The 21,909-nt window shown below is 76.8% G+C and carries 11 protein-coding genes; 5 read left to right on the forward strand and 6 right to left on the reverse strand.

The window, feature by feature from the left end; translation table 11 throughout:
- Window positions 1-157: 157 nt before the first annotated feature.
- The 5 genes from BJP25_RS12915 to BJP25_RS12935 all read left to right on the forward strand — a co-directional run bounded on the left by BJP25_RS12915 (window position 158) and on the right by BJP25_RS12935 (window position 5,510).
- Window positions 158-991: a patatin-like phospholipase family protein gene (locus BJP25_RS12915; protein ID WP_075975145.1), complete on the forward strand. Its 834-nt coding sequence runs from the start codon at window positions 158-160 to the stop codon at window positions 989-991.
- A gap of 100 nt (window positions 992-1,091) precedes the next feature.
- Complete coding sequence (locus BJP25_RS12920; protein WP_075975146.1) at window positions 1,092-1,745, forward strand: response regulator transcription factor; 654 nt, start codon at window positions 1,092-1,094, stop codon at window positions 1,743-1,745.
- A gap of 91 nt (window positions 1,746-1,836) precedes the next feature.
- Window positions 1,837-3,207, forward strand: coding sequence for an Nramp family divalent metal transporter (locus BJP25_RS12925; RefSeq protein WP_075975147.1), 1,371 nt, complete (start codon window positions 1,837-1,839; stop codon window positions 3,205-3,207).
- A 6-nt stretch (window positions 3,208-3,213) separates the two neighbouring features.
- Entirely contained in the window at window positions 3,214-4,632 is a 1,419-nt protein-coding gene (locus BJP25_RS12930) for a sensor histidine kinase (protein ID WP_075975148.1), read from the forward strand.
- A complete protein-coding gene (locus tag BJP25_RS12935; protein ID WP_075975149.1) occupies window positions 4,629-5,510 on the forward strand; it encodes a TAXI family TRAP transporter solute-binding subunit in 882 nt (293 codons plus the stop codon). The genes BJP25_RS12930 and BJP25_RS12935 overlap by 4 nt, the downstream gene beginning before the upstream one ends.
- Before the next feature lie 87 nt (window positions 5,511-5,597).
- Here BJP25_RS12935 and BJP25_RS12940 read toward each other — a convergent pair whose 3' ends face one another.
- The 6 genes from BJP25_RS12940 to BJP25_RS12965 are packed head-to-tail and all read right to left on the reverse strand — an operon-like array spanning window position 5,598 to window position 21,879.
- Window positions 5,598-5,855 (reverse strand): hypothetical protein, encoded by a 258-nt coding sequence (locus BJP25_RS12940; protein ID WP_075975150.1) that lies wholly within the window; start codon window positions 5,853-5,855, stop codon window positions 5,598-5,600.
- Window positions 5,852-6,961, reverse strand: a complete 1,110-nt coding sequence (locus tag BJP25_RS12945; protein ID WP_075975151.1) for a peptidoglycan recognition protein family protein — start codon at window positions 6,959-6,961, stop codon at window positions 5,852-5,854. The genes BJP25_RS12940 and BJP25_RS12945 overlap by 4 nt, the downstream gene beginning before the upstream one ends.
- A 3-nt stretch (window positions 6,962-6,964) precedes the next feature.
- Complete coding sequence (locus tag BJP25_RS12950; protein ID WP_075975152.1) at window positions 6,965-8,659, reverse strand: hypothetical protein; 1,695 nt, start codon at window positions 8,657-8,659, stop codon at window positions 6,965-6,967.
- Window positions 8,660-8,664: 5 nt separating this feature from the next.
- On the reverse strand, window positions 8,665-13,272 hold the full coding sequence (locus BJP25_RS12955) for a hypothetical protein (RefSeq protein WP_075975153.1): 4,608 nt from the start codon (window positions 13,270-13,272) through the stop codon (window positions 8,665-8,667).
- On the reverse strand, window positions 13,265-18,259 hold the full coding sequence (locus BJP25_RS12960) for a hypothetical protein (protein ID WP_075975154.1): 4,995 nt from the start codon (window positions 18,257-18,259) through the stop codon (window positions 13,265-13,267). Before BJP25_RS12960 ends, BJP25_RS12955 begins: the two co-directional genes overlap by 8 nt.
- Window positions 18,256-21,879 (reverse strand): DUF6603 domain-containing protein, encoded by a 3,624-nt coding sequence (locus BJP25_RS12965; RefSeq protein WP_075975155.1) that lies wholly within the window; start codon window positions 21,877-21,879, stop codon window positions 18,256-18,258. Before BJP25_RS12965 ends, BJP25_RS12960 begins: the two co-directional genes overlap by 4 nt.
- Between the last annotated feature and the right edge of the window lie 30 nt (window positions 21,880-21,909).

A 21,909-nucleotide genomic window follows, 5' to 3' on the forward strand; every position in this document is an offset into this window, starting at 1 on the left:
AGCACCCCCGTAGCCGGGCTGGCGGTGGGGTGGGTGGTGGCGTTGTGGGGAAAGAGAAGGAGAAGGAATCGAATGGGGGACGGTGGGGGAAGAGGGTGGCGGTGCGGGGGTGGTCGCTCCTCGGGCTGGTGTGGGCGTGAGGCGCTAGCCTGCACGCATGGCAGAGGCCCTGGTTCTCGGTGGTGGTGGTGTTGGTGGGATCGCGTGGATGACGGGGGTGTTGGCCGGGTTGGCTGAGGTGGGGCGGGATGTCTCCGGGGCCGGGGTGCTCGTGGGGACGTCCGCGGGGTCCACTGTGGCGGCGCAGGTGGGGAGCGGGTTGGGGCTCCACGAGCTGTACGCGCGGCAGACCGAGCCGGGGTTGCAGGCCGCGGAGCTGGTGGTGGAGTGGGACCTGGAGGGGTTCGTGCAGCGGTTGACGGCCGCGGCCCAGGGTCGGTCGCCGGTGGAGTTGCGGCGGGTGATCGGGGCGATGGCGTTGGCGGCCGAGACGGTGCCCGCGGCGCAGCGGTTGGCGGTGATCCAGTCGCGGTTGCCTGTGCAGGGGTGGCCGGAGCGGGATGTGCGGGTGGTGGCCGTGGACGCCGAATCGGGGGACATGAGGGTGTTCGACCGGGATTCGGGGGTGCGGTTGGTGGACGCGGTGGCTGCCAGTTGCGCGGTGCCGGGGGTGTGGCCGCCGGTGGAGATCGAGGGGCGGCACTACATCGACGGTGGGGTGCGGTCGAACGAGAACGCTGACTTGGCGTTGGGGTGTGAGCAGGTGGTGGTGCTCGCGCCGATGGGGGTGGAGTCGCCGTTGCCCGGGGAGAAGCCGTTGGCCGTGGCGGTCGAGGAGTTGCGGGCGGCGGGGGCGCGGGTCGCGGTGGTGGTGCCGGACAGCGCGTCCGTCGAGGCGGTGGGGGTCAACCCGCTCGACCCGGCGTGCAGGCGGCCTGCCGCTGAGGCGGGGTTGGCGCAGGGGCGGGCGCTGGAGCCGGCCTTCGCCTGACGTCCCCCGCGTGGCGCCCGCGGCCCCTGACCTCGGGGGCGGGCTGGTGCGCCGCGTGGGGATCAGGGCGGCGGCGTCGGGCTGGGGGCATGATGGGCCCGTGCGGATCCTGGTGGTCGAGGACGACCCGGGCGTGGCGGGGGCCATCGTCGACGCGTTGCGGGCGCGTGGGCACGGTGTGCTGCACGTCGGCACGGCCGCGCAGGCGCGGGAGTTGCGGCCGGAGGTCGAGCTGGTGCTGCTGGACCTGGGGCTGCCCGACGGCGACGGCTTCGAGGTGTTGCGGGACCTGCGCCGCGCCTCCGCCATCCCGGTGCTCGTGCTCACCGCGCGCGACGCCGAGCGCGACGTCGTCCGGGGGCTGCGCCTGGGCGCCGATGACTACCTGGTCAAACCGGTGCGCCTGGGCGAGCTGCTGGCCCGCATCGACGCGGTCGTGCGGCGGGCGGGGAGCACGGCGGAGCCCGGGGTGGTCGAGGTCGGTGACCTGCGCGTCGAGCTGGACGCGCGGCGGGTCGACGTCGGCGGGGTCGAGGTGGCGCTCACCGGGCGCGAGTTCGACATCCTGGCCGTGCTCGCCCGCCGCGCCGGGGTCGCCGTCAGCCGGGAGCAGGTGCTCGACGAGGTGTGGGGGGCGCCGACCACAGCGGGTTCGCGCGCGCTCGACGTGCACCTGACCTCCCTGCGTGGCAAGCTCGGCCGCCCGGGGCTGCTGGCCACCGTGCGCGGGTTCGGCTACCGGCTCGGCACGTGACTTAAGGCAGCGTTAAGGACGGCTGTGACGTGGTGCACAGCGATCTACAGTCCCCGCACACACACCTCCGGCGCGACGAGGAGCGGGAGACATGACCACGAGCGGCACGACCACGACCGGCACGACCACGACCGGGGAGTTCCTCCCACCCACCGGCAAGGCGAAGCTCCGCGGCCTCGGACCCGGGCTGCTCGCCGCGGCCACCGGTGTCGGCGCGGGCGACCTCGTGGCGACGATGGTGGCGGGCGCGCAGTACGGGACGGCGCTGCTGTGGGCGGCGCTGCTGGGCACGGTGCTCAAGCTGGGCCTCGGTGAGGGCGTCGGGCGCTGGCACCTGGCCACCGGCACGACGCTGCTCGACGGCTGGCGGCGGCTCGGCCGCTGGGCCACCGGGTTCTTCGGCGCGTACATCGTGGTCTGGGGCTTCGTCTACGGCGCCACCGCGATGTCCGCGGTCGGGTTGCCGCTCAACGCGCTCTTCGGCGGGCTCAGCGTCCGCTACTGGGCGATGATCGCCGGGGTGGTCGGGCTCGCGCTGGTGTGGTTGCAGCGCTACCACGTGTTCGAGAAGTTCATGACCGTCCTGGTGCTCATCAAGTTCGTCTCGGTGGTGTCGATCGCCGTGCTCGTCACCCCGGACCTCGGTGACCTCGCGGCGGGCTTGACCTTCCGCCTCCCCGAGGGCTCGACGGTGTACGTGCTCGGCCTCATCGGCGGCGTCGGCGGCACGATCACCATGGCCGCCTACGGCTACTGGATGTTCGCCAAGGGGTGGAAGGGCACCGGCTGGCTGTCGATGATGCGGCTGGACAACGCCGTCGGCTACGTCATGACCGGTGTCTTCGTGGTCAGCATGCTCATCGTCGGCTCCACCGTCCTGCTGGGGCAGAACCTGACGCAGTCCGACCGCGGCCTGCTGGTGCTGGGCACCGAACTGGGCGAGCGGTACGGGGACTGGGCGCGGGTGCTGTTCCTCGTCGGGTTCCTCGCGGTCACCTCGACGTCGCTGCTGGGCGTGTGGAACGGCGTCAGCCTGCTGTTCACCGACTGGACCCGCACCATCCGCCTGCCGCACGGCAGCAGGGCCGGGATCGGGGACACCGAGGCCGTCGTGGCGGGCGAACCCACCGGGGGCCCGGCGGAGCGGAGGTCCGCGGTGGAACGCGGCTACCAGGCGACCACCGCCGAGAAGTCGCTGCCCTTCCGCGGCTACCTGCTGTGGCTGACGCTGCCGCCGATGGCGCTGCTGTTCCTCGACCGCCCGTTCGCCCTGACCCTGGTCTACGGCGTGCTCGGCTCGGTGTTCATGCCGTTCCTGGCCATCACCCTGATGCTGCTGCTCAACTCCCGCCGCGTCGCCGCCGACGGCCGCTCCGGCTGGCTGTCCAACCTGGTGCTCGGCGCCTCCTCGGCGCTGTTCCTGGTGCTGCTGGTCACCGACCTCGTCGAGCGGTTCGGCTGACCCGGGGTGCGCCGCCGCCTGCTGCTCGTGCTGCTCGCGTTCTCCGTGCTCGCCGTGGCCGGGTTCGCGATCCCGCTGCTGGGCAGCACGGCGGCGAACCGCACCTACGAGTTCACCGCCGCCCGCACCGCCGACGCCGCCCGCTTCGCCGCCCTCGCCCAGCCGGTCCTGGCGGGCGGCCCGGCCGACCAGCTGCGCGCGGAGGTCCACGCGCACGCCGCCGTCTTCGGCGACGGCGTCGTCATCGTCGACGCCCGCCGCGCCGTCGTCGCCGCCGAGGGCGCCTCCGCCGCGGACCCCGACGTCGCCGCGGCCGTCGACGCCGCCCTGCGCAACCAACCCCGCGCCCCGCTGGCCGACCTGCGGCCCTGGTCCGGCGGCGACGCCATCATCGCCCAGGCCGTCGGCACCGGCGTCCGCGTCTCCGGCGCCGTCGTCCTGCGCACCTCGGTGCGCCCCGCCGCCGCCGACATCGCCGTCCGCTGGGCCGTCGTCCTGCTCGCCACCCTGGTCGCCGCCACCGCCGTCGTCGTCCTCGCCGTCCGCCTCACCCGCTGGCTCCTGCTCCCCGTCGACCACCTCGCCACCGCGATGCACCGCATCTCCGAAGGCCGCGAGCGCACCCACGCCGACGTCGCCACCGGTCCCCCGGAACTGCGCGTCCTCGCGGAGGAGTTCAACCACATGTCCGACGCCCTCGCCGAATCCGCCGAGCGCCAGCGCGCCCTGGTGGCGGACATCGCCCACCAGCTGCGCAACCCCATGGCCGCCCTCCGCCTCCGCCTGGACGGCCTCACCGCCCCCCAGCACCCCGCGACGACCGCGGAGCACGGGGGCGGCACCCGGGGCCTGTGGATCACCGCCGCCCAGCAGCACTCCATGCAGGATGAGTTCGACCGCCTCGAAGCCCTGCTCGACGGGATGCTCGCCCTCGCCTCAGCCGACAGCGCCGCCACCGACCTGGCCGCCTCCGGCGCGGTGGCGCGCTGCGACGCCGCCGCGGTGGTGGTCGACCGCCTCGACGCCCACCACGAGGCGGCCACCCGGGCCGGGGTCACCGTCGAGCGCCAGGAGGCGGTCCCGCTCGACGTCGCGTGCGCGGAGTCCGAGCTGGCCCAGGTGGTCGACGTCCTGCTCGACAACGCCGTCAAGCACGCGGGTCGCGGTGCGCGCGTGCGGTGGTCGGTCACCGGCGACGAGGGCACCGTCCGCGTGCGGGTGGCCGACGACGGGCCGGGCGTGGCGGAGGCGGACCTGCCCCGGCTGACCGAGCGGTTCTGGCGCCGCAGCGGGGTCCCGGGGTCGGGGCTCGGCCTCGCCATCGCGGAGCGCCTGCTCACCGCACGGGGCGGGGCGCTGCGCGTCCAGCGGGGCGTGCCGTCCGGCCTCGTGGTGACCGCCGAGCTGCCGAGGGCGCGGCGGTGAGGCGCCGCCGGGTGCTGCAACTGGCGGCTCTGGCGCTGCTCACCGGGTGCGCGCCGGGCGGGACGACCGCCGGGCTGCGGATCGCCGCGGGCGAGCGGGGCGGGTTCTACGTGGAGTTCGCGCAGCTGCTCGCCGAGCGCCTGGGCGCGGTGGTGGTCGAGACCAGCGGGTCGGTCGACAACCTGGACCTGCTCGACGGCGGCGCCGCCGACCTGGCGCTCACCCTGGCCGACGTCGCCGCGGCCGAGCGCCGCCCACTGGCCGCCCTCGGCCGGGTCTACGAGAACTACATGCAGCTCGTCGTGCTCGACGACAGCCCGATCACGGCGGTGGCGGGGATCGGGGGGCGGCGGGTGTCGCTGGGGGCGCAGCGTTCGGGCGCGGCGGTGTTCGGGGAGCGGCTGCTCGCGGCGGCCGGGATCACCGCGCGGGTGGAGCACCACGGGCTCACCGAGGCCGTGGAGCGGCTCGACGCAGGCGCGGTCGACGCGCTGCTGTGGTCCGGCGGCGTGCCCACGCCCGCGCTCACCGCGCTCGCCGGGCGCCACCCCATCCGGCTCATCGACCTCACCGGCGCGCTGCCCGCGTTGCGCGCCGCGCACGGTCCCGCCTACCAGTCGGTGGTGGTGCCCGCGGGCAGCTACGCCGCCTCGCCGCCGGTCGCGACCATCGGGGTGTCGAACCTGCTCGTGGCACGCCCCGGCCTGCCGGACGAGGTCGCCGCCGCCGTGGCCACCACGCTGGTCCGCGAGGCGCCCCGGCTGATCCCGCCGTCGGCGTTGGGCACCCAGTACCTCGACCTGCGTTCGCTCATCGAGACCGGTGACGTCCCGCTGCACCCCGGCGCCGCCGAGGCCTACCGCGCGCTGCGGCGCTGAGCCCGTCCGATCGGGCGAGGCGATCACCGTCGACCTGCGCGTCGCGCCGACCCGCGGGGCGACGGTGATCGCCTCGATGAACCCGGGTCAGGGGGTGTGGTCGTGGACGACCGCGCACCCGTCCAGGGTGGCCACCGGGGTCACGGCGGCCCGCACCTTCGACGTGGCGAGTGCGGAGGCGACCAGGGTGGCGGCGGCCAGGGCCGCGCGGGCGCCCCGGTGGGGGATGGCGACCCACGCCGCGGCGGTGGCGGCGGCGAGGGCGAGGCGGGTGGCCTCGGCGACCCTGGCGGGTTCGGTGGCCAGGAGGGTCGCGGCCGTCCTGCGGAGGTCGGGCACGGTCACTTCCCCTCCGCCCCGTGGTCGGGGTCCTCGTCGGGGATGAAGTGCGGGTCCACCGGCACCGGGCCGGGCGGGTCCAGGGTGACCGGCTCCCGGGGTTCTGGCCGGGGCGGCCGGAGGGAGCGGTGGCCCCCGGTGGGGTCCTCCGGTTCCGGCTCCGGTTCGGGGTCGGGGTCGGGGTCGGGGTCGGGGTCGGGGTGGGGCGGGACCAGGCCGGGCTTGTCGGCGTCCTTGATGGCCCTGGCGAGCTTGGCGTAGTCGATCTCGACCTTGAGCGCGCCGCGGGCCGCCAGTTCCGCGGCCAGCCTGGCGTAGTCGATGGGGGCGTTGGCGGCTGCCTCGGCGGCGGCGATGCGGGCCACGAGGTAGTTGCCGTCGAGGGTGTCGAGCGCGGTGGCGGCGCGGGCGCCCTTGGTGCCCTGGGCCACCTCCAGCACACCCTGGGGGCCGGTGGTGAACCACCGCTGGCGCAGGAAGCCGAAGACCCGGTTGTACAGGTCGCGCTGCTCGGAGTCGGACAGGGCGGACAAGAATCCGTCCTCCTTCGGGATCGGCGGGGTCGAGGTCGCGGGCGACGCCCCCGGGGCGGCCTGGGCGCGGAAGCGGTCCATGCCGCCCGGCCAGGTGTTGATGTCGATCTTGCGGCTGGTCCACTCGAAGTGGGCGACGACCCGCGAGACGGGGAAGCGGTAGTGCGCCGCGAGCGCGCCGCACAGCCGCGGGTAGGCGCTGAGCTGGGCCGCGGTCCAGGTGCCCGAGCCCTCGCACTCGATGCCGAGCAGGTTGGCGTTGCCGTTGCCGCCCACGCCGGCCAGGTAGCCCTGGCCCGCGTGGTAGGCCAGGCCCGCGGCGATGACGTAGACGGTGCCGTCGCGGCCCAGGCCCAGGTTGGCCAGCGGGCCGGGCAGGCCGGTGCGGCCGTCGCGGACGATGCCCATCGACGGGTAGTCGTCGCCGGGGCGGGTGGCCGGGCCGGTGGCCGTCCAGTGGCACACCACGCCCTTCACCGCCGACATCGGGCCGTGCCCGCGCCCGGCCCAGGAGGCCACCTCCACCACCCGCAGCCCGGAGCGGCGGGCGGCGGTGGACAGGTCGGTCAGGAACGGCACGGCCTACTCCGCCACGTCGAAGCGCAGGCCGCTGGCGGACTCCCCGCGACCGGCGCGCCTGCGCTTGCCGATCCACAGGTAGGTCCGCCCGTCGGCGCCGCGGGCGTACTGCCACGCCCGGCTGACCTCGGCCCCCTCGCGGGGCACCTCCTCCTCGCGCACGTCCAGGGCGGCGCCGGGGCGCAGCAGCCTGCCGAGGGCGGGCGCGGGGCGCAGCGCGCCGTCCGGGCCGCGCCGGGACAGGTGCCCGCGGCGCAGCACCACCGAGCCGGGCCGCACCTCCACCGGCACCATCGGCACCCAGTGCTCGGGCACGGTGGTGGCGACCCGGTAGTGCAGGGCGCCCTCGACGGGGTCGACCTCCGGCGCGGACGCGGACCCGCCGACCCCGGCGGCGCCGGTGCCCGCGCGGTCGAGCGGGGCGCCGACCAGGTCGGGCACCCGGCGTTCGACGGCCCACGCCAGGTTGGCGTCCTCGTCGCGGGCGAACAGCACCTCCTCCAGGACCTCCCCGTCCAGGCCGGGCGCGGTGGCGGGCGCCAGGAACAGGCCGGGGTGGCGGCCACCGGTGGTGGTGGACGGGCGGAACAGCGACCAGTGCCCGTCCCCCGCGCCCGCGCCGACGGCGGGCAGCAGCGTGGGGCCGCCGACGACGGAGCTGAACGTGTCCGCCACGACCACCGAGGTGATCGTGGTGAGCGTGCCGACGGGCACGTCGAGCGGCACGACGTACCAGTCGTTGCTGAACACCGTGGCGAACTCGGCCAGCAGCATCCTGGCCAGCTCCTCCGGCCCGGCCTCGACCCCGCCGAGGCTTGCCCGCGCGTCCTCGAACTCCCAGTACCGCCGCGCGGGCATGCCCGGGAACGAGGCGGGCGCGGGGAAGGTGGTCGCGGTCAGCGGCGTGCGGGCCGCCTTGGCGCCCAAGCCGCCCGCCGGGCCCGCGGTGAAGTCGGTCCAGTCCAGCCGCCCGCCGCGGTACTCCGGCGCGGTGAGGGTGACCTCGGTGCCGCCGACGTCCACGCCCACGGCGAAGCGGTGCTCCATGCGCTGCGCGTCCCACGCCTCGCGGCCCGGCTCCACCGCCAGCTGCCTGCCCCCGAGCCAGGTCAGCCAGCGCTGCACCACGGCGACGGTGCCCGCCACGCGGGCGGCGGCGAGCTGGACGCGGGCGGGCAGCTGTCCACCCGGGACGGTCGCGCGGGCCTCGGCGGCGAACTCGGCCGCGTGCGGCACGCGCCCGCCCACCACCGCGAGGTAGCGGCGCACCGCGTCGGTGCCGCCGGGGCCCGCCGGGTCGGGGGTGGGGGCGGGCAGCGGGTAGGCCTGCCGGATGGCGGTCCCGGCGTCGCTGAAGCCGCCCGCGGTGAGCATCCGCAGCAGCTGCTGGCCCGCCTCGGCCGAGGCGCGCAGGTCGGTGCCGACCTCCGGTTCGCGCTCGACGACGGCCTCCAGCGGCACCGCGGGGTCGTAGTCCTCGGCGGTGGCGGCGCCGGGCCGGTAGCGGGTGGCGCGGTCGGCGTACCCGCGCACGCGCACCCAGATCGGGGACCCGGCGTCGTCGCCGAGGAACTCCCCGAACTGCCACTGCCGGGCCAACGCCCACAGCGGGTCGTGCACCTGGGCTTCCAGGGCGGGGCGCAGGTCCCCCGCGCGCGCCCGCGGTTCCAGTCGGGTCCAGCTGGTGATGGAGGGCATGTCGGCTACCTCGGGAGTCCGCGGGTGAAGTCGGTGGAGAACGCGTCGGCGACGGCGGTGTTGGCGGCCAGCACCGTGGCCGGGAGCAGCTGGCCGATGTCGGTCAGCGCGTCCGGGTCGACCGGGTGCAGCGCCTCCAGGTCGACCGCGCGCAGCTGGGCCAGCGACAGCGCCTCGTCGACGGTGTCGGTGAGCAGCTGCGGGTCCCAGTCGGCGCGCCCGTCCGGGGGCACGGCGAGCAGGATCGCCTGCGGCGGCGCGGAGTCCGGGCTGTCGGCGTGCACGGCCAGGCCGGTGGTCTCGCGGGTGCGCGGCACGACCTCCGTCCACTCCTCCACCACGAGCCCGCGCACGCCCTGGTTGTCCGGGAGGCCGTCGGGCGCGTGGAGGGTGAACGCGAGCCGGTTGCCGGGGCTGCCCCCGGTGGCGGCGGGCAGCCCGGCCCAGCGGTCGCCCGCCTTGTAGGGCAGCTGCGCGACCGAGGCGGTCAGCCCGTCGCCGGTGCCCAGCGCCTCGGCGTAGCCGAGCGAGGTGACCAACCGGTCGACGCCGGGGCGCACCTTGGCCACCCCCAGCAGCCGGGTCGCCGCCGTGGTGGGGTCACCCGCCTGCAAGCCGGTGGAGTCGTAGTAGGACGACCGGAACGCGTCGGCGGTGGTGGGGGTGAACCGGCGCAGCGTGAACGGCGGCAGCGCCGGGACGTCCGGCACCAGGGCGCCCAACCGGCCGGTGGCCACCTCCTCCCCCAGGCCCTCGGTGATCTTGGCGGCGGCCTGGGCGCGCCTGCGCAGCTCCGCCAGCGCGGCCGCCGCCAGGGCGCTCAGCACCCCGCGGTCGGTGTCGCCCGCGGCGGGCGGGGGCGGCACGACGCCGGGCACGCCCAGCAGGCTCGCGCCCAGCAGCCCGGCGCGCAGGGTGTCCAGCGCGGTGCTGCCCAGCTGCTCGGCGGTGCGGTTGACGACGGTCTGGACGGCGGCGAGCCGGTCCTGCATCTCCGTGGGCGACACGTACGGCACGGGGTCCGGGGTCGGGGTGGGCAGCGGCTTGCCCGGCCCGGGCAGGGGCTTGCCCGGCCCCGGGGTGGGGGTGGGGCTCGGCAGCGGCATGGCCGCCAGGCTGGTCGGCAGCTCCACGATCGGCGGGGTCTCGTCGGACGGGGTCTTGTCCCCCACCGGCGGCGTCTGGTCGGCCGGGGGCTTGTCCTCCGGCGGCTGCTCGACCGGCGGTTGCTGCGCCACCGGCGGGTAGTCGACCAGCAGGTCCAGCGGGGCGTCGTCGGCGTTCTCCGGCAGGGTCAGGTCGGCCGGGCGCACCGCGCGCGCCGAGCGCACCAGGTCGCGGGCGGCGCGGGCGGCCTCCAGCAGCGCGGGCAGGCCGGGGCTGGAGACCCCGGTGACCCGGCGCCCCGCCACCGCGGGCAGCGCGGCGGCGCGCAGCAGCAGGTGCGCTTCCAGGTCGGTGCCCGCCAGCGGGGCCAGCGGGTCGGCCGGGGCCAGCGCCAGCCAGTCCAGCGGCGACAGGCGCAGCTCGGCGAGGGTGAACGGCACGAGCGTGTGGTCGGGCAGCGCCGCGGTGGCGGTGATCGAGCCGGGCCGCGGCAGCAGCCGGGCGACCCACCCGGCCAGCGCCGGTTCGGCCAGGGCGCGGACCTGCGTGGCGGTGTCGGTGGGCCAGTCCGCCGGGCTGGGGCCGGACCCGCCGACCAGCACCGCGACCCGGTGGGTGACGGCGTCGCCGGTGCGCGGGGTGCGCAGCGACTCCAGCTCCGGCGGCGGGGCCTCGCCGCTGGACATCGCGTCCAGGGTGGCGCCCGCGCGCAGCGGGTTGCCCTGCACGGCCTGGTGCACGCCCTCGACCAGCAGCGCGTCGGCCACGGCGTCGACCAGGTCGTCCAAGCGCTCGAAGACCTTCGCCAGCTCCGCGACCTGGTTGCCCGCCGCGCCGACGTCGCGCAGCGGGTCGAGCCTGCCGTCGAGGTAGCGGCGGTGCAGGGCGAGGCCGTCCACGACGGACTCGGGCACCCGCGACTCGGTGATCGCGCCGTCCGCGTCGACGGACGTGGCGAGCACCGGGGCCAGCCCGCGCAGCGCGTCGATGCAGGAGGACAGCGTGGGCTCGGCGCTGTCGCGGATCCAGCGCTCCACCCGGGCGCCGAGCAGCGCGCCCAGCGGCACGCCCTGGCGCACCCCGTCGAGCACCCACAGCGCGGCGCGCGCCCGCTCGGAGGTCAGGTCGATGGCCAGCGGCGTGCCCGGGGTGTCGCCGTGGGCGCGCTGCGCCGACCGCAGCACCGCCGCGGTCACGGCGTGGGTCTGCGACGGGGCGTGGATCGGGCCCGCGGTGTCGCCGGGCGCCTGCACGAGCGGCCCCGCCTCCCCCGGCGGCAGCGCCGTGACGGGGGTGGGCTGGGTGCCGCGCGGGCGCACGTCGGTGACCCAGCCGTAGCCGCCGAGGTGCGCGCCGGTGGGCTTGCCGCCCGAGGCCCGGCGCAGCCAGCCCAGCCTGCGGGTGGCCAGCGAGGTGATCCACGCGTCGAGCCGGTGGGAGGTGGCGTCGAGCTGCCCGGCCAGCGCCCGCTCCAGGTCGGCCGGGGCGGTGCCCGCCAGCTGGCGGACCGCGGCGGCGGCCTCGGCCAGGTCGGTGGAGCGGGCGTCGACCGACACCGCGGGGGTGCGCAGCCACGCGCTGATGGTGGTGTAGCTGCCGGGGACGAACTGCGACAGCCGCCTGCTCGCGGTGCTGGTGGTGCCGTCGCCGTCGAGGTCGATCAGCTCGGGCTCCAGGCCCGCGCCGGTGGCGTCGCCGAGCAGCCTGCCGGTGGTGATGCCGACCTCGGCCAGCAGCGAGTGCCGGATGAGCCGGTAGAGCAGCGGGGTGGCCGCGGCGGGGCCGAGGTCCGGGGCGTCGCGCAGCGACTCCGGGCCGCGGCTGAGGTCGCCCAGCAGCGCCAGGTACTGCGCGGGGGTGCCGCCGGGGGTGCCGGGGGCGGCCAGCGTCCACGGCGCGTCGAGCGGGAAGGACTCGCGGGCGTGCACCAGCTTGGTCAGCCGCACGTCGAAGGCGCCGAGCCCGAACCGCTGGGCCAGCGCGGCACCGGCGGCGCCCAGCTCGGCGCGCCACTGCTCGGACAGGGCCACCGTGCCCAGCCGCCACAGCGCGGTGACGTACTCCTGGCCCAGCGAGCTGCGGGCGAAGACGCGCCGCGCGGTGGGCGACATGGCCAGCACGCGGGCGACGACCCGCTCGGCGTCCTGGGCGCCGCGCACGACCCGCGGCACGGCGGCGGGGTTCTGCGCCGCCGGGCGCCACACCTGGTCGCGCAGCGTGCGCAGGAAGCCCGCCACGGCGGGGTTGAGCCGGGGCCCGGTCGCGGTCTCGACCTCGGTCCAGGCGTTGAGCGGCAGTACCGGCAGCACGCCGTAGGGCTGCTTGCCGATGCGCAGCGCGGGCAGCGGGCCGCCGGGGCGGACGTGGCTGCGCAGGTGCTCGCGCACGCCGCGGACGTCGGCGTCGGTGAACCGGCCCGCGGCGAGCTGGTGCAGGGTGTAGCCGCCGGTGGCCGCCCACAGCGCGGTGGCCATGGCCCGGGCGGTGGACTCGTCGTCGCGGGCGGCGCCGCGCGCGCGGCCCAGCGCCGTCGGGGTGCCCGCCTTGGGCGCGCCGGTGCCGCCGGTGGCGGTGAGCGGGATGCCGAGCGCCCCCGCGAGCCGCTTGGCGGCGGAGTTCGCCGCGGCGGGCGCGGCGTCGCCGTGGCGCACGCGCAGCGCGGCGCGCGACTCCGGGTCGCGGCGGCTGTGCGTGGAGGTCGCGGTGGCGGTGTTGTTCGTGGCCGAGCCGGGGGCGATGAACCCGACGCCGCGGGTGTGGAAGTGCGAGTCCAGCAGCGCCGCCAGCTCGCGGCCGGTCACCTCCGCCACCGGCTCGGTGCTGCCCGCGGCGGGGGCCTCCACCACGCCGTGCACGACGACGCGCTGGTAGCCCAGGTCGGACCCGCCCGGGGCGCGCGGCAGCCGCACGCCCATGCCGATGGCCTCGGCGGCGGTGAAGTCGACCAGCCAGCGGGTCGCGTCGTCGACCGGGGGCTGGTCGGCGGCCAGGGAGTCCAGGTCGGCGGTGGGCGCCGGGCCGACCGGCAGCGGCCGCGGCACGGGCAGGCCGACGACCTCCTGGCGGGCGACGCCGGTCGCGTTCGGGTAGCCGATGACCCGCCAGCGGGTCGGCATGGCCCTGGCGACGGTCCGCTGGGTCCACGACGAGGCGCGCGCGGCGCCCAGCACGGGGAAGGCGGGGGTGCCGCCGGGGCGCGCCTCGGGGTTGGTGGGCTCCAGGACGCGGGCGACCCAGGAGGCGCGCTCGGCGCCGTAGCGGGTGGCCAGCTCCTCCCAGGCGGCGCGCTCCTTGGCGTCGTCGCCCGCGGCGGCCCACACCCCCGACCAGTAGCGCTTGCCCCAGGTGGCCTCGTCGTCGGTCAGCGGCGCCTCGTGGCTGTCGAGGTGCACCTCGTCCGGGTAGACCCGCACGAGCAGCTGGGTGGCGGTGAACCGGGTCTCCAGCCGCACGGGCAGCAGCACCACCGGGTACTGCGCCGGGAGCGTCCAGGTGTTGTCAGGCATGGGTTTCCGTGCTTTCGGTCGCGCGGGCGGCCCCGGCCGCGCCCAGGCGCGGGGTGGGGGCGGGCTCCGGTGGCAGCAGGTCGGTGGCGTGGAAGGCGACCCTGGCGGGCTGCTGGAGGGTCACGTGCGCCATGTGCGCGCTGTTGCGCGCCCAGGTGGCCTTGTCGACGACCTCGCCGGGCGCGCGGGCGGGCCGCAGCGGCAGCTCCGGGGTGCCGAACGGGGTCGTGGTGCGCACGTGCTTGAGCGCGCCCAGGGTGCCCGCGTCCGGGGCGATCGACGCCCAGCTCAGCTCGCGCCAGGTCGCCGGGGCGGTGCCGTACTTCGCCGCCGCCTGCGGCACGTCGAGGCCGAAGCCGGGGGCGGTGGGGTTCTCCTCGAACACGAAGAACCACCCGGGGTCGGTGCCGCCGCTGTCGAGGTCGCCGAGCGCCTGGCGCACGCCCAGCGCGAACCCGACGTACTTGACGTCCTGGCCGAGGGTGCCGCTGAACAGCGGTTCCAGGCGCTGGGCGCCCAGCCCGCGGGGGCCGCCCGGGGTCGCGGGCGCCACCGCGCGGCGGGCGTGCAGGCCCAGCGTGGGGAACCGGCGCACCAGCTCCCCGCGCAGCAGCAGCACGACCTGCTCCCCGCCGCCGCCCGCGATCGTGCCCAGTGCCGCGGTGCGCGGCCACTGCGCGACGGGCGGGACGTCCGCGGGTTCGTGGCCGGGCTCGACGGTGCCGCGCGCGTCCCAGAAGTGCTGGAAGGCGGTGGCGGCGCGGTCGGTGGGGAACCCGCGCCAGACCAGCTCCCGGCCCAGCTCGCCGTTGGCGCCCACCAGGAACGACTCGACGAACGCCGGGTTGGTCGCCAGCAGCGCCAGGGTCTCCGGCTCGACCTCGCCCACCCCCGGCAGCAGCTGGTCCTGGCCCAGCTCGGCCAGCAGCTCCGCGAGCGGCTGGGCGAACGAGGGCGGGGCCAGCAGCGGGCCCAGCGGGTCCGTGAGCCCGGCGCCCCCGAGGTCCAGGCCCCCGACCCGGCCGAGCACCCGGCCGGTGACGGCGGTCTCCGGGTCCAGGCCCGAGCGCACCGCGTCCGCGATCGCCCGCAGTCCCAGCGCCTCCTCGTCGGCCTGCACCGCCCGCGCCTGCGCGGCGAGCAGGGCGCCCTGGTGGCGGGTGGCGGCGGCGCGGAACCTCGTGATCATGGCCCGCTTGTCCGCCAGCGTGCTGCCGGGCAGGTCCACCACGGCCAGCGACGCGGCCACCGGGTTGCCCCAGGCACCCGCTCCGTCGACGACCATCGGCGCCGACCACGACTGCGGGGCGTCGCCGACGACGTCGCGGCCGAGCCGGTAGGTCGCCCGGGTCGGGCCCGCGGTGGCGTCGACCGCCAGCAGCAGCAGGTCCGGCTTCTCGGTGCCGGTGAAGTCGGCGACGGCGAGCCCGAGGCCGCGGGTGGTGGTCGGGAACGGCCCGGGCACCGTGCGCACCGCGCTCCACGGGTCGGCGGCGCGGTTCTCCAGCACGCACCGGCCGCGGCCGTTGACGTTCCAGCCGATCCGGTAGGACACCGTGGTGCTCGTGCCGGTCTGCTCCGCGATCGCGATGACGATCTCCGGGCGCAGGTCGACGTTGAGGTCCGCGACCGCGACGGCGATCCCGGTGATGGTGGGCGCGCCGTTGGCGGGCCTGCCCGGCCAGGGGACCTCCACCGACTCGCCCCAGCCGCGCTGCACCGCGCCGGTGCCCGGGTCGAGCTTCCAGCCGATGCGCAGGAACAGCCTGCGCGCGGTGGTCGGCCCGCCGACGTAGGCGACGATGAGCTCCTGGTAGCCGTCGCCGTCGAGGTCGGCCAGGGTGGCGGTGGCGTTCTGCACGCCCCAGTACTGCGACAGCGCGCCGTCGGGGTTGTACTGGGTGCACATCGCCGTCGGCAGTGTCTGCACCGGGCCCCAGTCACCGGTGGTCCCGGCGGCGGAGAGGTTGCGGCCCACGCAGTACTTGCCGAGGTTGCCGCCGGTGTTCGAGGCCTCGATCCAGAACGCGACGACGTCGGGCACGCTCGCCACCCCGGTCTGCGGCGGCGCCAGGTCCGCCACGCACAGCGCGAAGCCCTGCGGGCTGTTCAGCGGCGGGGTGACCGGCAGCGCCGCGCGCTGCCAGCCGCCGCGCACGCTGCCGTCCCAGTCGGTGTTCTGCCCCACGCGCACCTGCGCCGCGGCACCGCCGTTGCTCTCGGCGGTGCCGACCAGCAGCGCCGAGCGGAACCCGACCTGCGAGCGCCACCGCACGTGGGCCGCGGGCAGCGCGTCGGTCATGCCCTCGCCGCCGAGCACCGGCTGGCCGAAGTCCTGCCAGACCGGGGACGAGGCGTTGGTGTCCAGGCGCAGCAGCTTGTTGTCGGCGAACACCCACACCACGCCGTTGACCTGGCAGCCGACCAGCCACAGGTCCTGCCGGGACACCGGCGCCTTGCCGCCGGGCTCCCACCAGCCGTTGTCGTGGCAGCGCACGCTGGAGGCGCGGCTGGTGACGACGGCCCGGTTGCCGACGCCGCCGAGGGTGTGGCCGTTGGTGCTGTCGTAGAACTCGTTCCAGGTGGGCCGGGGGAACATGCCCCCGGACAACCCCATCGAGTACAGCTTCCCGTTGCCCGCCTTGGCCAGGAAGCCCGCCAGGCCGGGGCCGGGGACGGTGGGCTCGTCGGGGAGGAACCCGATGCCGCTGGGCTGCCCGTAGCCCTGCCAGCTCCAGCCGCCCTTGTAGGTGCGGGTGTAGACGTTGCCGGTGATGCTGACGACGGTGACCTGCCACGGCTTGACCACCGTGGGCACGCCCACCAGCGTGGCGCCGTCGGCGGGCTTGCCGTGGTCGGCCCAGCCCCACAGCCCGCCGGGGCTGCCCACCAGTTCCACCAGCGTGCCCGCCTCGGAGATGAGGTAGGCGCTGTAGAAGGTCCCGGTGGTGGCGGTGTCGTCGGAGTTGGGCCGGGAGGTGCGCTTGACCGCGACGACGCCGTTGTAGTTGAGCAGGTTGGCGAACGACGGCTTGCCGTGCGAGGCCCACGCCCACCGGTCGCCGTCCCAGTACAGGCGGTAGAGGTTGCGGTCGAGACCGAGGACCACCGCGTGCTCGTTGCCGATGGCGGCGGGCGCGCGGGTGGCCGTGGTGCCCGGCGGTGTGCCGTGGTCCACCCAGGACACCGCGTTGGACCCGTTGTGCACGGCGGACATCACGCGGCCGTCGGTGGTGACGATGAAGACGCGGTTGGCCATCGCCGCGCCGATCCAGTTGATCTGCGGGGTGACGGGCTGCGGTCGGTCGCGCGGACCGGTGTCGGACTCCCACCACTTGCTCGTGAGCACGTCGGAGTCCAGCTCGCCGAAGGTGAGCGCGCCGTGGGAGAGCCGCTCCAGGCCCGCCGCGCCCGCGGCCGCGCCCAGCTCGGGGGTGGCGGTGGCCTGGCGGGTGCTCAGCGCCGCGGCCAGCTGCGCGCTGGTGGTGCCCGCGCCGTGGCCGGTGGCGGCCGAGAGCGGACCGCCGGGGCGCAGCAGCTTGCGGAACCCCGGGTCCAGCGCGGCCTCGGCCTCCCGGTTGGCGGCCACCGCGTCGGCGGCGGTGCCGCCCGCGGCGGGCACCGAGCCGAGGGCGGCCTGGGTGAGCTGGAGCAGGCCCGCGCGGGCGGTGTCGGCCCGCGGGCCGGAGTCCATCCGGCCGCTGAGCGCGTCGAGCCTGCGGTGCAGGCTGTCGGCCACCGAGCGGGCCAGCTGGCCCTGCCGCAGCGCCTCGTTGATCCGGCGCACCTCGGCGGCCTGGTCCCAGGCGGCGGCGACCAGCTCCTCCTGGTGGCGCCGCACGACCTCGGCGCCCAGGCCCGCCGCCGCGCGGTGGCGGGGGTCGCGGTTGAGCCCGCGCAGCCACGCGGGCCCGTCCTGCGCCGACGGCAGCCCGCGGGTCCCGGGGGCCACGGCGGCCTCGGCGCCGTGCACGGGCGGGGTGAGGGGCGGGTCGGCGGGGTCGTCGCCGGTGCCGCGCAGCACTTCCTCCAGCGCGTCACCGACCTTCGCCTCGGCCTGCGGGTCCCAGTGCCCGGCGTCCCCGGTGGCCGGGCGCAGCGCGCCGGGGAAGCCCACGACCCGGCTGTCGGCGGGCAGGACGGGCATCCCCTCCCCCGCCGCGCCGACGTCCATCGGGCGGGTGCCCACGGCGGCGGGCAGCGCCCGCGGCGTCAGCCGGTGCACCAGGGACTCGAAGTCGCCGTCGACGCCGGTGGCGAACGACCAGTGGTGGTAGGCGGGCAGCTCCCAGGGCGACTCCGCGCGCACCGGCGGCCACGCCGGGCGCAGCACGTCGCGGTCCTCGGCGGGCAGCTCGCGCCCCAGGCCGGTGAGCCTGCCCGCCTCGAACGCGGGCACCACGGCGGCGAGGTAGCGGGTCGCGGGCAGCAGCCTGCGCGGGCACAGCAGCCGCGACAGGGTCCGGTCGGGCGCGTGGGCGATGAGGTCGTCGACGTCGGCCAGGTCGCCGTCGGTGATGACCTGGGCGTGCGCCCACGCCCACGACTCGGCCAGGTCCGGCAGCTCGGCGGGGTCGCAGCGCAGCCGGGGCAGGCCGCCGTCCGGGGCGCCGGTGACGGTGGCGCCCGCGGCGGGCACCACCACGAGCACCACCCACGGCCGCAGCCTGCCCTGGGCGTCGGCGGCGGCCGGGGTGAACGCCCACGGCAGGTCGGGCTGGTCGAACTCCACGCAGGCGAACCGGCTGGGCTCGGCGTCGGCGGCGCCCGGCGCCGGGGACACCCGCAGCACCTGGGCCGGGTCGATGCCGGTGACGTCGCCCGCGCCGTAGACCTGGGCGGTGACGGGCACCTCGGCGCGGTCGTTGACCCTGGGCAGCAGGGTCACCACCGACCGGCCGGGCAGCGGTCCGGTGAGCTGGTCGACCGCGCCGCCGTCGGCGGCGAGGCCCTCGCGGACCCAGGACAGGAAGGTCAGGCCGCTCATCGGGTGGCTCCTGCGGGGACGGCGACGATCCTGGCCCGCCGCGCGGGTGCGGCGGCGGGGGCGGCGGCGGCGCGCAGCCCGGTCGTCTGGCTGGCACCCGCCGGGGGGCGGGCCTGGGTGGTGAACGGGGCGGGCGGCGCGGCGGCCTCGGCGGCGCGGCGCAGGTCGTCGGCCTCGGTGAAGGTCAGCCGCCGCCCGGTGGCCCGGGCCGCGGTGAACCCGGCGCCCTGGGCGGGCTGGGCGGGCTGGGCGGGCTCGGTGTCCAGGGCGTAGGCGGTGTCGAGCAGGTCGAGCGGGCGGGCGGCGGTGGCGAAGCGGCCGCTGCCGGTGCGCCGGGTGGCGGCCAGCGCGGCGGGCCCGACGGCGGCGCGGGCGAGCAGCGACGGCGCCGCCTGCGCGCCCGGCACCCGCCGGGTGGCCGCGCGCAGGGTGGCGGGGGTGCTCGCGGCGGGGGCGTCCACGATCGTCTCGTCGAAGTCGTCCACCGGGGCCTCCACCAGCGCGCCGCGGTCGCGGGCGATGGCGGTGGCGCCCTGGGTGGTGCGCCCGGCCTGCAACGACTCGAACGACGGCCGCGACAGCCGCTCGTCGTCGGTGAGGTCGCGGAACTCCGCGGGCGCGAAGTGGTCGCGTGTCTCCACTGTGGACAGCGTGCGGGTGGCGGAGGTGGGGGTGGTGCGGTAGCGCACCGAGGTGATGTCCACCCGCCGCGGCCCGGAGACCGGGGCCTGCCCGAACTTGTCCAGGGTGATGCCCAGCGGCGCGACCCGCTGGGTGACCGACACGGTGCCCAGCGGGTGCACCAGCAGCACACCGGCGGGCACCGGGATCTGCCGGACGGTGACCGGCGAGCGGCCGGTGCGCGGCAGCTGCGCGGTCCAGTTGCGCGGGTCGGCCAGCGCCGCCTCGACCCGCTCGACCACCACCACCGCGGGCGGCAGCTGCCGGGGCGGGGCGGAGGGGCCGAAGGTGCGGTCGAAGGAGATCTCGACGTCGAAGAACAGCACCTCGAACTTCGCCAGGCCGCGGGCGTGCCACGGCCGGGGCCCGGACAGGGCCAGCTCGGCGCGCACGGACATCAGCGACCTGGTGCCGCGCTTGACCGCGAGCATGCCCGCCACGTCCACCTCGAACCCGAACGGGTCGAAGCGCACCAGGGCGTCGAAGCCGAGCACGCCCTCGACGCTGAAGCCCAGCGCCGCCGCGTACAGCTCCAGCTTCGCGCCGAACTGGGCGGTGTTGGACGTCAGCGCCAGGTAGGCCTCCAGGCGCAGCCGCGGGTTGTCGCCGGTGAGCAGCGAGATGCCCAGGCGGCGCAGCGCGGGGAAGCCCGCGGGCGGCTGGAAGCGCGGGTGGAAGCCACCGGCCGACAGCGCGAACGACGGGGTGCCCGACCACTTCGCGCGCAGGGCGATGTCGCCGGTGAGCGGGAATGCCGCGATCCGCGAGTCGCGCAGCGAGGCGTCCACGGCGGCCTCGCCCCGGTCGAAGTCGATCGTGCCGAGCACGTCGACGTTGACCACCACCACGGCCTGCTTCTCCGTCGGCAGCGCCATGTGCAGCTTGCCCAGCAGCGCCAGGCGCACCGGCGACGGCAGCTCCAGCAGCACCGCGACGTCGAGGGTCACCAGGGTGGGCGTGCCCCAGCCGATGCGGGCCATCGGCCCGACGACGTGCCTGCCGCGCACGGCCGGGAACACCCCGCCGAGGGTGGTGACCAGCTCCTTGGCCCGGCCCACCGGGTCCTCGGGGAACAGCACCGAGTCCAGCGACCCGGTGCGCAGCCCGGAGCGCAGCGCCTCGGTGTCGATCGACCGGTTGACGCCGATGAGCCCGCCCACGCCGTTGAGGGTGAAGCCGAACCCCAGCTGCACCGGGGTGAACTTCGCCGAGACGATGAGCAGCAGCGAGAACCCGTCGGAACCGTCGGGCATCCTCGTGCTGAGGATGCCGACCGCCTGCAGGGCCAACGCCTTGAACTGCAACGCCACCGCGCCCGCGTACTGCCCGGCCCCGCGGTCGGCGAACAGGTAACCGCCCCCGGTGACGACCCCGGCGTCCACGGCGATCGCGACGCCCTTGGGCGGCTCGAAGGCGACGCCCGCGTCGATGGGCCCGAGGTTGCCGTCGCGGTTCGCCGCGGGCTTGAGGGTGCCCGCCAGGCCCACCTTCTCCACGGTGGCCTTGACCGGGCCGAGCGCGACGGCGGCGGTGCCGGTCACGGCGAGCCGGGCGCCGGTGGTGTCCGCGACCAGGGCCAACCCGATGTCGCGGACCTCCAGCGGCCCGAGCCGCACGTGCACGGGCAGCGTGGCGTCGAGCCCGGCCGAGCCCTCGAACCGCAGCCCGGAGCGGCGCGACCAGATGAGCCCGAGCGCGAACTCGGCGCGCAGCCCCTCGGCGGGCAGCACCTGCTTGAGGAACCCGTCGCCGTCGCCCGCCGCGATGACGATGGCGGCCTTGCGGGCCACCGCGCCGACCTCGACGTCGACCTGCTTCGCCGGGTCGGGTTCTGCCCCGTCGGGCGGGTCCAGCTCGGCGCCCACCCACACCCGCGGGTCGGCCACCTCCAGCCGGGTGCCGGTGGCGCTGCCCAGCCGCAGCGGGGCGGCGCCCTCGGCGCGGTGCAGCTCCACGCGCAGGGTGACGTGCCCGGAGTCGTCGGTGGCGAGGGTGACCCCGCCCGCGCCGATCGCCACGCCGGGGCCCGCGGCGCCGAGGTCGGCGGTCAGCGCCCAGTCGCCGAGCACCTGGTCGACGCGCACCGCGCCGCTGGGCACCAGCACGACGCCGAGCCCGCCGGTCTGCCCCGACCCCAGCGCGGCGGTGAGCTGGAGGTCGGCCTGCACCTCACCGGCGTCGAGGTGCTTGGCCAGGGTCAGCATGCGGTTGCCCAGGCGGACGCTCGTGGCGTCGAGCCCGCTGTCGGTGGTGTCGCCCAGGCCGACGAGGACGTCCACGCCCAGCGAGCGCAGCAGCGCGCCGAGCCTGGGCAGCAGCTTGGCCGCCACGGCGTCGGCGGTGGCCTCGGTGGACAGGTCGAGGCCGCCGTACTCGGCCTTGATCGCGCCCACCGGGTCGGTGAGCAGCTGCACCAGCCGCTCGGGGCGGATGGTCGAGCGGGCCCGCGGCAGCCGCACCGCGGCACCGTCGACGACGATGCCCGGCGTGGCGGGCAGGTCCGCGGCGGGCACGACCACGCCGAGCAGCACCAGGACGTTGTGCAGCACGACGTGGTGGCGCACCAGGTAGGAGATCACCAGGTGGTCCAGCACGTCCTGGGCGAGCGCCTGCGCGTCGAGGGCGGCCAGCGACCGCGGCAGCTGCCGCACCGCGCGGAAGGCCGCCGCGGCCGTGGCCAGCGCCCGGCCGAGGTCGTCGAGCGACTGCGGCGGGTGCTCGACCAGGTCGGTGATCCCGCCGACGGCGGTGGTGACGTCGGTGAGCCAGCCGGACAGGTCCGCGCCCGTGCCGGGCAGCGCGGTGGGGTCCCAGCCCAGCGCCTCCAGCAGCGCGTCGAGGTGCCACTGGTCGCCCGCGGCCAGCACCAGCGGGCGCAGCAGCGCCTCGACCTCGCGGACCAGCGCGGCCTGCGCGTTGCCGGGAACGGGTGCGCTCATCGGGTTCCCCCCTGCTCGGGTCGGTGCCCG

This window comes from Actinokineospora bangkokensis (assembly GCF_001940455.1).
GTDB classification, from domain to species: Bacteria; Actinomycetota; Actinomycetes; order Mycobacteriales; family Pseudonocardiaceae; genus Actinokineospora; species Actinokineospora bangkokensis.